The 11,662-nt window shown below is 56.4% G+C and carries 5 protein-coding genes; 2 read left to right on the forward strand and 3 right to left on the reverse strand.

The genetic code is table 11. The features are described 5' to 3' along the window. Nucleotides 1-83: 83 nt before the first annotated feature. Together FYC48_RS27210 and FYC48_RS27215 are read right to left on the reverse strand one after the other, a co-directional pair. On the reverse strand, nt 84-1,475 hold the full coding sequence (locus tag FYC48_RS27210; RefSeq protein ID WP_160149799.1) for a hypothetical protein: 1,392 nt from the start codon (nt 1,473-1,475) through the stop codon (nt 84-86). Between the two features lie 60 nt (nt 1,476-1,535). Continuing rightward, on the reverse strand, nt 1,536-3,308 hold the full coding sequence (locus FYC48_RS27215; protein ID WP_149499930.1) for a hypothetical protein: 1,773 nt from the start codon (nt 3,306-3,308) through the stop codon (nt 1,536-1,538). Nucleotides 3,309-3,616: 308 nt separating this feature from the next. On the opposite strand from FYC48_RS27215, the gene FYC48_RS27220 reads away from it, so the two are divergent. After that, entirely contained in the window at nt 3,617-6,925 is a 3,309-nt protein-coding gene (locus FYC48_RS27220; protein WP_149499931.1) for an Ig-like domain-containing protein, read from the forward strand. Between the two features lie 21 nt (nt 6,926-6,946). Here FYC48_RS27220 and FYC48_RS27225 read toward each other — a convergent pair whose 3' ends face one another. Continuing rightward, nucleotides 6,947-8,923, reverse strand: coding sequence for a hypothetical protein (locus FYC48_RS27225; RefSeq protein ID WP_149499932.1), 1,977 nt, complete (start codon nt 8,921-8,923; stop codon nt 6,947-6,949). A 513-nt stretch (nt 8,924-9,436) separates the two neighbouring features. Between FYC48_RS27225 and lepB the strand changes: the two genes are divergently transcribed. Then, nucleotides 9,437-11,530, forward strand: coding sequence for a signal peptidase I (gene lepB, locus FYC48_RS27230; protein WP_149499933.1), 2,094 nt, complete (start codon nt 9,437-9,439; stop codon nt 11,528-11,530). Nucleotides 11,531-11,662: the final 132 nt, after the last annotated feature.

Raw genomic sequence — 11,662 nt, forward strand, 5'->3', positions numbered from 1 at the left:
CAAGACGATTGATACAATCGAGATTCGTACTCAGATCGTCGGTTCGCTTGGTCGCAGAGCGTAGTCGATTCAATCGGCCGCGTTTAGCCCACAGGACCGGAATCGTCTGACTTGGAATCGTGCTTATTGGCGGCGATGATCGCCGACGAAAGCAGAGCCAGTTGGATCCACTGGCCGAGTGCATGCGTGTCGATCCCCGGCAGCGAAAGCTGGTACTGCTCCGCTCCCACTGTCGCAAGGCGTTCCCGAAGCTCCTCACGTTGTTGTGATCGAAGGTCACTGACCTTTTGCGATCGATCAAGCGGTTCGGCGGTCGATCGAGATTCAGAACGTACAGGGGGTTTGAGCACGATTGGATCTGTTCGTTCGACCCCGGGGGCGAGATGCAGAGCGACGTGCCGAGGCGACGAATTGGAATGCGATGTGAACGGATCACGGCCACGTTGCAGTTTTTCCCCCGCATCACAGGACCGCATCGACTGGACTCCGCCGTTCGCAATTGGCCACTCAAGCTGGCTCCACCAGTGAAGCAATCGATCAAAGGACGGCGATTCGTTAACAAGCCAACAGGCTCGCTGTTCGCAAGCTTGGTTCCACCGGAATACCAAGTTGTCGGCAGCGGATGCTTCTTGGAAGTTCTGGTTGATTGCCGCCGCACCAACGAGCAGCTGGATCACGTCCAGACCCAAAAAAGCGGCGGGCAGCAACGTCGACGGTGACAGGATTCCCCGGTGGCCGGTGAGTTCGTCGTTTTGCAGCAGTGTTTGAAACGCGATCCCACCCGTCATGCCCTCGTTCCAGTCGTTCGGTCGAGGCGTGATAATGGTCAACGGGAAAGGTCGGTCGGCGAGATGGTCGGTCCAGTGATCGAGTTGCGTGGAAAAATAGCGGAACAGCGGCAACCATTGGTCGCGACTGTTTGGAGCGTCGATCAAAATCATTCCCCATCGACGCTCGGCGTGGACGTCGCCGTAGCCATGTCGTTGAAGTCGCCAGGCGAGCGACTGAATCGAATCATTGTCCGGTTCAAAGTCGGCAAAGTACAGCCGCGGTTTGCTGCCACGTTCGGCGCGCGACATCTCGTTGTGAAACGGATCGCAGCAGGCGGACGTGACCGCTTCGGCAGCCAAGTTGCTTGAGGCGGGGCCGATGACTGTGATGGCATCGAGGTGGTCGTGCAGTGAATTGGCTATGCGAAAGACATGCCCCAGTTCACTCGTTTCGCGATGGCGCTCGTACGCGAGCAGCAACTGTTCGGGCAGCGAAAACAGGGTTAGCCAGTCGGGAAGTCGAGGACACAGCGATTCGTCCCGATCAAAGTCAATCGTCAACTGCTCGAGAAATTTATCACGTCGCTGGACCCAATCTGTCCATTCGAGCGTTGGCTGATCGGGGGCGCAGACCGCGGCCGGTTCGCGTTCACGAGAAGGCCCAGGCAAACGGATCGCGCTGAGCTGAATCGACGGACGGGACAAAAACGTGACACGCGTAAGACGAGGGCGGGAAAGCCGAGCCATTCACGGTGGGCTGTGGCGTTAAGAATCCGAATTGCCACCGGCGTATTGGTCGGAGATCCATTTTCGGACGACCGACAGTTTTTCATCTTCGGTGCCAAATAACAACTGCAAGCCTTCGTCACCGCCGACGATATCGAACACTTGCATCACCTGATCCTCGTTAAGAAGGCCCTGTTGTTGGAATAAGCGAACTTCGGCCAGAGTCTGCAGGTTTCGGCTTCCACCGCTAGCGAGCAAGGTGCCGATTCGATTGGTCGCAACCGCCGGTGTGAGTTGCGGCAGGTCGGAAGCAACCGTTTGGCGGTCGATAATGCCGACAAAATTAGAGAGTTGCTCCTCGATGTACTCGCGCGAACCGAGTCCTTTGGTGCGCGACTGCTGTTTAAATTCAAGTGAGTCGATTGACCCAGAGGCGCCCAGTGATTTTCCGGTGGCGACATGAATCAGTCGACATCGCGAAATGTTCTGCGTGTAGTCACCACCGCGAAGTGGTTTGAGCAAGACGTCGATGTGGATGACCAGGTCGATGCCGGCACGTTTGGCGGCAGCTAAGTTTTCATCGGCATGGCCACGGCCCAGGTAAACGATTCCCGGTCGCCACAGCGGCGGGTCTGAATCGGCACCTTCGAGTAGGTCAACGAATTCGCCCGAGACAACATCGGGTTGGCCAGCTTCACCGGAGACGTCCGTGAGCGCCTGCCCGAAACTGCCTTCGGCATAGCGTTGGTCAAATTGTTCGCCCAAGTAAGCGACGACTGCGCCGAGGTTATCCTCGAGTTCTTTGGCGGCTTCATCGCTAGTCATCGAGCGTTCCATTTGCTCCAAACGCTCGCCGGGGGTGGGTGCTTTGGGGGCGACCGCGAGCGCGTTGGCTCGGCCGCCGGGCTGGCCATACATGCCGTCGCCACCGTACATGTCCATCCCATCGGGAGACGACATGTTTCCCATTTCCATTTCCATTTGGGCGCGCATTTCGTCTTCGCTGTAGCCACCCGATTGGTCTTCCATCATGCCGCCGGCGTATTCGGCCGTCATCGCGGCATCGGGAGGCCCCATGCCATCGCCCGGTCCGCCGGTCGATCTTGGTGCGGTTTCTTTGATCGGTTGGGGGTCGGTCGCGTCGCCTCGGACGGCCATCGAAATACCCCAACGGATTTGCCAAACAGGACGCTTGAGAATCTTGCTGTACTTGACGGCTGAAAGTTGGCCCTGCGCGTTCTCGAATTCGGCGACCATGTGACCAAAATACAGTTGCCGGGCTAACGACGACGCTCCCTTGGCGTAGGCCACCGTCGCTTCATTCAACAGAACCGGGCCGGACGCTATCGGCGGTGCCGATTCGGGGTCGGCCAAGGACGCGATGTTCGTGGATTCGGCGGCCTTCACAACGAATTGCTGGAGCATTTCTCGCATGACGTTGGTGTCCGAGCCACGCCGCGAGCGAGTGTTTCCGTAGCTACTGCCACTGTAGCCACTGCCGCCCGGGTAACCACTGCCGGAGCCACCCGGGTACCCCGATCCGGAACTGCCCGGCTGGCTTCCGTAGCCCGTCGGTGGACCACTTCCGGATCCGCCGGGGTAGCCTCCCCCGGAACTGCTTCCCGCCGGAGGTCCGCCGCTGCTGCCTTCATAGGCTTGGCGAATTTGTTCTTCTGAAGTTTGTGCGTCGGCGACTGCGGCCGATCCGACCAGGATTAGCGCCCCGAATGTGCATTGGAATGAGCCCTTCAAAAGCGACCACCATTTCAACGAAACAGCGGCATGAGATGACGTGCGAAGGTCTTTTTGCATAAAACATCAGCTCCGAAGCAGGAGATTTCGTCAGAAGGGTGGCTCGGCAATGCGGTATCGGCCCCTTCGATCACGCGTCTCAATCTGGTAAAGAATCTGTTCAAACGAAAGAATCTTGGGTCCGATTATGTTCGCTACAGCGTATCATAGACGTCGTTTCTAGCGAACTGTTTTCTGACGGACAAAATTTCCGCGAGTCTGGAAAGCATAGTCGGGAAAGGCCAAAAAATGGGCCCTAATTGACTTGGTGGCCTCCAATCTGGGGAACTCAGAGGGTCGGGAGTTCGTCAAACGAGCGTTGAGGTCCAATGTCTCGGCGCAAAACGGGTGGCGGCCCCACAACTTGGATACAACTACGAAGGGATAACCGTATCAACATGGGACGCAGGCGGCGATCGATCCGATGCGAAAGCAACTCGCTTGGCAAACCATTGTCGCTGCGCCTCTCCAGCGATACGAATCTTTGCTCAAACCTGCCATCGATTGCCGGGGCGTCTGGTGCCGTCAAACGTGACGGTGTCCGCCGGCGGCTGGTTTTCGAGACGCTCGGGCAGCGCCGTGTACTGGCGGTGATCAGCGGAGCGGTCTTTCATGATCTCGACGGCTCGATGCGTCCCGATCCGGCAGAGCAGCGGTTGGATTCTCGCTTGGCCTACATCGATTCCAACGACAATGCCAGTTTGGATCCGGGCGAAGCCTTTCAAGTCGCTGACGCGAATGGCGAGTTCCAGTTTGACGGTGTCCCTACCGGTATTCATCCGGTGCGTTTGTTCGAAGGTTCTTCCTTTCAAAATCAAACCTTTCCCGTCGAAGCTTCCGATCGTCGACTGGTACCGCAGCTTGATTTGAGTGATGCGGTTGATGCGGTTCGCAGCGGGAACCAGTTGCACATCGCGACGTCACAATCGGTCGTGGTGATGAGCACATCGGGTACGTCGATGCAGGGGCAGACGCTGCCGTTTTCTACGTCCGGAATCGTTTCGGCGATCGAATCGGAAACCGGCCCGCGTGCGACCCTGGTGCTCGGTGATAGCGGCGGTCGCTCCCCAGACCCGTCAGCGCTGTGGTTGGTCCATGCCGCCGGCAACGAACCCGAACTATTGTTTTCGGGCACCAGCATCGATGCCACGGTCGGCCAAGACGGTCACGGCTTGATTGTTGAATACGGCGAAAACGAAACAATCTTGCATTCCTTCCACACCCCGCGCGTTCGGGCGGGAGACCAATCGGGTAACCAGATCACTGTTCGGATCACCCCCGAACCTCAATTTTTACCAGCCCAGGCTCAGGTGCTCGCCTCGGCAACGGCGATCGATGTTTCACCAGATGATTCGTCGGAACTGGTCAGCAGCCGTAGCGTGATCGCGTGGCCGGTGGCCAGTCAAGGTGCCGACGGTCAGGAATCACCGGCGCTTCACACCTCATTGTGGGACAACCGTTCGGCCGACTGGATCGAGGGATCACAAACCGTGATCGTCGGGGCAAAAGAACTGCTTAGCTTTGACGATGAAGCAGGGTTATTGGCGATCCGTGGTGTCGACGGAGAGATTTCGGTATTGGATGTCGAAGCCAACTTTGCCGAATTGCAACAGTTCGAAGCGATCGATGGCACCGCGCAATTCGTCGGTGACTTTAACGCGATCGCAATGATCGAGCAGCTCGCCGATGGGAACACGCTGACCTTGCGAGACGTGCAAAGCAAGGCACAACTTGCGTCCTACGATTTGGGGACAGTGACGCACAAGGCGCTCGTTCCCGGTGACGACTTTGCCTCATACTACTCCCTGTCGACTGCGGGCGTCACCAAAATTGCCTTCAGGCAAAACGACGCCCATCGTATCAATGTCACGCAGGTCGATGAGGTTCACGAGGCTAACTTCGGACTTCGGATCGAGAACGAAAATGTTCCACCGGTCGTCCAGCCTGACTTCCTCGCTAGCGCCGTCGAAGATGAAACCTACACGATTCCGTCGAGCGAGTTTCACCAGCTCGTCAGTGATCCCGAAGGCGATCGCCTCATTCCGTTGATCGTCCAGACGCCCGTTAACGGCGACGTCGAATTCACCGAAGACGGCGACTTGCGTTACGAACCCGACGCCGATTATTACGGCAACGATTCGTTTTCCGTTCGATTCCATGATGGCCAGTCCGTTTCCGAACCGGTCACCGTTTCGGTGAATGTTGCTTCGCGGCCCGACACGCCGACCGGAATTACATTCTTTGGTGGCGAGATCCCCGAACATACAATCGGTCCTTATGTCGTCGGCGGCCTGTCGGTAGAAGACGCTGACTTTGGCGACGAACACCAACTCACCGTCTATGACCATCGCTTTGCGATCGAGGGTGGCGACTTGGTGCTGGTCAACGGACCGTTAAATTACGAATTCGAGAGCGTCATCTATTTGACCATCGCCGGGATCGATCGCGCTACCGGGACTTACTTCTCGCAGGAGATCGCCGTCCGCGTCGGTGACGAGAATGACCCAGTCACGCAGCTCGTGATCGGCGGCAGCGACGTCGAAGAAAACGTCAGTGGCGTATACATCGCGCGATTGAGTTCCTACGACGAAGACCGGCATCAACCGACCGAATACTCCGTCGATGACCAACGCTTCGAAATTCGCAACGACAACGAACTTTGGCTTAAAGACGACGAAACTCTCGACCACGAAACCGAGCCCACGGTCGTGATGACGGTCTCGGCCAAAGACAATGCCGGCAGTTCAACTTCGAAAGAGTTCCGGCTCAACGTGCTCGATCAGCCCGAATATGGCGGCACGCTTCGCTTGACCAACGAAACGGTGGTTGAACTCGAAGCTGGTGCGACGGTCGGTGAGGTGCGGGTCGATGGATTGTCCGTCGAGGTCGACTCGTATTCCGTCGACGACACACGTTTTGAAGTCGACGGCAGGACGCTGAAGCTGCTCGATGATGTGTTCGTTCGACGTTCGGCGGCCGAGGAAATCGGGCTCACCGTCACCGCTTACCTCGCCAACGGCGAAACCAGTTCAATCTCGACGCCGTTCGTGATCGAAGTGTTGGAAAATGCCTCGCCATTTCATAACGACGACAATCCCTATGATGTCGATGGGAACGGGACGATCTCTCCCATCGATGCGCTGGCGATCATCAATTTCTTGAATCGATATGGCCCCGGGCCGGTCGGGCCAGGAGACCCGGGCTACGGTTATGATGTCAACAAAGACGGCCAAGTCACGCCGTTGGACGCGTTGTTAGTGATCAACATCCTCAATGCGATTCAAAGTGGTGCCACCGTTGGCGGTGCTAAAATGAATGACGTGGTCGATCCGGACGCGACCAACGTCGATGAGGGCGGGCAAGCGGAAGCTCCGTCGCCCGACGCAAGCGTTCAAAATTCGGCGAGTCGAATGATGATGTCGGCTTCGTTTGCGCTCGACTTGCCGGCGATCGATGAGTCCGTCGAAGAAACGGATTCGACGTTTTGGGCGTCTAGCTTGAATGTCGATCCACTGCTTTCGGTTGATGAAGCCCAACGGGCGACCGATTGGTTGAACGAGATCCGTGATGAAGAAGACACCGAGTTAAACGTCGCAATCGACGAGCTGCTGGTATTGCTGCAGCAGTCGCTACGTTAATCCCTCGTCGTTTTTGCCGCGTTACGATTCGCTTGCTTTTGCCGCTTGGAACTCAGCGAGCTGCCGTTGCATTGCGAGCGAGTGTTGCTCAAGGTCGAGGGCTTCTTTTTGAGTCTCGATCGCTCTGTCGATTTGCCCGGTCGCAAAGTAACACCGTGCGCAGGTATCCAATCGAGCCGCACGCTTCTCTATCTCTTCTTCGCTGGCAAATTTCAGGGAACGGAGGCTGCACTGCAACGCGCGATCAAAATCGCCTTCTGTGTTAGATACCAACCATGCATACTCGTTGTACTTGTCACCCAAGACTGCTTTGAAACGCTCGTCTGGCATCGCCCGCTTCGATGACTCGTACTGTGTGATGGTTTGGTGCAAGCTGCCGATGTGTTGCGATAACTGTCGCTTGACGTTTTCAGTCCACTCTGTGTCTTCGGGAGCCTTAACACGATACATCTGGATCAAAATGTCGATGTTTCCCGAATATTGACGATAGGCTAGCTGCAGCAACTGCTTTGCCTCTTCGATCTCGGAGGCAATCGGGTCCCCGGCAAGCAGTTCTAGCGCTTGCTGAAAGTTATATTCGCTTTGAACGAAATGACTGCCGATGTCAAACCGTATCAGACGTTTGGCGTATTCGGCGTCACGTTCGATGCGATGGACCAGCACGCCCAGGACATCGGATGCATCGTCATGTCGAAGCTGTTCGGCAAAGATCGAACTAAGGCTGATGCGCGATCGGATTCCCGCGTTGGTTTCGACACCGCAGCTTGCGATGATCGATCGGTGTTCTCGTTCGGCCCAGTCGTATTGTCCGCGCATTCGTAAACGATTCGCGACGGCGTAGTGAAGAAACGCGATGTCTTCGAGTTGGTGGTCGGTCAGCGAGTGATCTTGGTCTTCGCGAGGCAACGCGTCTTCACTCAGGGATTCCAATTTGACATCAGGGAGCGGAGAAATTTGAAATGCTTCCGTGGCGAGCTGTTCGCCCTTGTCGGTTTCGCCGTTGTCTCGATACGCCTGAGCAGCCGAGTACAGTAACTCCGCATTGGATGAAAACGCGTGCCGCTGTCGCTGGTACAGCTCGATCACGACTGGGTAAAGCCCATGGGTGATCGCCCAGTCTGCTTGACCGGCGAGTTCGATCGTCGAAGGGGCGATCAGATCCAGATTCTCGATGGAAATTTGCATGGCCGAGTCACGTGCGTCTTCCAGGATAGCGCGTGTCGCGATGACCTTGATCAACTGCAGCACTGATTTGGCTGTGATGTCCTGGTTCAATCCCAGGTCAACTTTGCGTCGTTGCGTCGCCACGACCTCTTCCCAACGCTGTGGGTCGTATCTTCCTTGGCGAAGGTCTTCGATGTAGGCCCGGAGCCAAGTGATCGCATCACGTGAATTATCGCCGATTACAGACTCAAGTTGACTCGCCAAAATCTGGCGGCGAACGGGCTGATCGGGGATCGCTTGCTTCAGGACCAGCATCGCGGCGCGTCGTGAAAGCAATTCAAGTCGATCAAATCGGGCGAGCCGAGCGAGGGCCTCGATTCCCATCCGATCGGGAAGTCGTCCGAGTAACTCGATCCTCGCTAGGCGATCGGTCGAATCCTGGGCGCCATACTCGTACAAGATCTCACGAACCTCTTTGGGGTCCGATTCTTGTGACCACGTGACCAATAAGCTTTGCTGCAGATAACGAGCTGCCGTTTGGACCTCACTATCATTGTGGTACTGGGCTTCGTAAAGCGCATCGAACGCCTCCAGGCCGTACTCCTTGAGCTGATCACGAGCCCTGACGCGGGTGGCGTAACTGTCGCTACCCAGCTTCTCGATTAGCTCGGCGATTTTCTGATCATTCGATTGCGGCTTCGGAGGTTCGGCCGCACCCGCAATGCAGGGGGTGAGTGCCGCGAGCGTCATCAATGACACCGCGAGCCTTCGAAACGCGAGCTGGATCGCCACCGAGGCACTGTGATCCGGCCGTCGTGCATTGAATCGGGACATCGAGCGGATGCGATCAGGTGTCTTGTTTGCCCGTGGATGTCGCGAAAAGACGTGTCGCATTAGACGCTTCGATCGTTAGCGGTTCTGGTGAAGGCTGTCTCGGCCCCCCCGGCTGAAATTTTCCCCAGCCGGGCGGTGTCCCCATTCTATCGCTTGCGCGGACGCATGTGCAGGTTTGTTTGACGCCCCGATTTGGGAACTTCCTCGTCCTAGAGCGGAGATCGGGCCAATATTTCGCGAACTGAATCGAAGTTCCCATTGTCCACCGAAACCGCTAGTATGGCGGCCGATTGCGCTGCTCCGCTGGCGCTTTCTACACCGATGACGTCCGTCACACCGACTGTAAGTGCTTTGTTTGGGGATAGATTTAGGGTTCCGCCGCATGGCGATCGCCACGGTTGAGCTGCGATGACTTGCGTGGTCGCTCGTTGACCGATCAAACTCAAGCAAATCCTCAATTGAAACAAAGTACTCGCGATACCTTGCTTGCCACACTTGCTTGACCACGATTGAATGCCTCGAAAACCGAACAAACGCACCGATTCAGAGTCAGCGGAAGCCGGTTCGCCCAAGGCGACCGACCCAACGAGTGTGGATCAAGGCAAAGCATCAGGCGAGTCTGCGGCCAAGGCCACGCTCACCAAAGAAGAACGTTTCGCCGAGAAGATCCGCACCGAGGGCAACCGCGAAACTGTCGAGGCCTTTGTCGTCGCGTTTATTCTGGCGTTGCTGTTCCGAGCGTTTGTCGCCGAAGCCTTCGTCATCCCGACCGGTTCGATGGCGCCCGCATTGATGGGGGCTCATAAAGACGTATTCTGTGATCAATGTAACCATCGGTTCCAGATCGGCGCGAGCAAAGAACGCCGCAGTCTGGAGCAAAACGACACCGTTGTCGCCGGGATCTGCCCCAACTGTCGCTTTGTCAATAACCTGAATCTCACCGCGGACGCGAACGACACGACATTCAACGGTGATCGAATCCTGGTCAGCAAATACGCCTATGCGATTGCCGATCCAGAACGTTGGGACGTGATCGTGTTCAAGTTTCCCGGCAACCCCAAGCAGAACTACATCAAACGACTCGTCGGCCTCCCCGGTGAAACCCTGTCGATTCGCCACGGTGATGTCTACGTCGACGGCCAGGACAATCGGCTGCAAATTCTGCGGAAGCCAGACAACAAACTGATGGCGATGCGTCACCACGTTTATGACAGCAGTCAACAATCCGAATTGCTCATCAAAGCGGGCTACCCTAGTCGCTTTCAACCTTGGAAAGAGGACGCGAGTGCTCCTCCGGAAGATTCCTGGTCAGTCTCCCGCGACGGTGACGGCTTGCGTGCATCGATTAATGCTTCGGCAAGCACCGACGACCAATGGCTGCGTTACTTCCACCGATATCCCAGTCAGGCTCAGTGGCAAGCGGCCAGCGAAGGCGAATCGCTAGCCGAGGTCGATCCCTATCAAGGCGGCTTGGTGACGGACTATTACGCCTATGACTGCTACATCACCGTGCCGACGAAGGAAGTATACCAGGGCCGCGTCTCAAACGGGCAAGCGGTCCCGGAGGCCAAACGTCGACGATCGTTGTTTAGTGGCATCTCGTATTCACTAAAGTCGATCGCCGGTTTCAATGAACCCGAACTGAACCCCGATTACACCCCCGGCGGACCACTCTCGCAGTTCGCCGGTATCGAAAGCTATGGCGAACGCGACGTAGCAAACGAAGGCTTGCACTGGGTCGGTGACTTGATCGTCGAAACCGACATGCAGTTGTCGGGCGAATGTAAACGGGTGACGTTTGAAATCGTTGAAGCGGGAATTCAGTACCAATGCATCATCGATTTGACTTCCGGCGAAGCAACCGTCACGGCGCTTTACAAAGGCCAGCAGCAAGCGATCTTTGGTGACAAAAGACAAGAGCAAGTGACAGCGAAAACTTCGCTGACCGCCGGTAAAGCCGTTTCAGTTCGGTTTTCGAATTGCGATGACGAATTGCGACTTTGGATCGACGATGAGCGTGTGGAATTTGAAGCGGCGACAACGTTTGATGTCTCGCTGGTACACGACGTTCAGTCCAACCGTCCCTACTACGACGGAAAACGTCATCCCCTCGATGCCGCCCCGTTTGGTGTCGCGGTCCAAGGTGGAAAAGCGACGGTCGATCGAGTAGTGATCAGCCGCGATAAGTATTACATCGCGACGAACACCAGCTCATACCAAATTGCCGATTACTCGCCGAGCGATTTGTACAGTTTGGCCAACGCGAGTATCTCCGATAGTAAGATCCAACTGATTCTTAAGCGTCCCGATTTGTGGGATGAGTTCCCGATCTGGAACGCGCGACGCACGGTTGAGTTTGAGCTTGAAGAAGACCAGTTCTTTCCGATGGGAGACAATAGCCCGGAAAGCTTGGACGCCCGCTGCTGGGCAGGGGCCAAGCAAGCTTTCAACCTGCCCGATCGGATTCGTAAGGAAGCCGATAAGTATTCTCAGGCGTCGTACGTCCCACGGGACCTACTGGTCGGTAAAGCGGTGTTGGTCTTTTGGCCGCATCCGTGGGCTGATCCACCGACGCCAAACTTTGATCGCTTCCGACTGATTCGTTAGTGCACTGTCCAAATTCGAAAATAGGATTAGCCGCGGTTCTACAAATGAACCGCACGGCGTTAGCCACAGTTTCATCAATCAGCCGCACGGCGTTAGCCACGTTTCCACCTATCAGCCGTATGGCGTTAGCCA

This window comes from Roseiconus lacunae (assembly GCF_008312935.1).
Classification (GTDB): domain Bacteria; phylum Planctomycetota; class Planctomycetia; order Pirellulales; family Pirellulaceae; genus Stieleria; species Stieleria lacunae.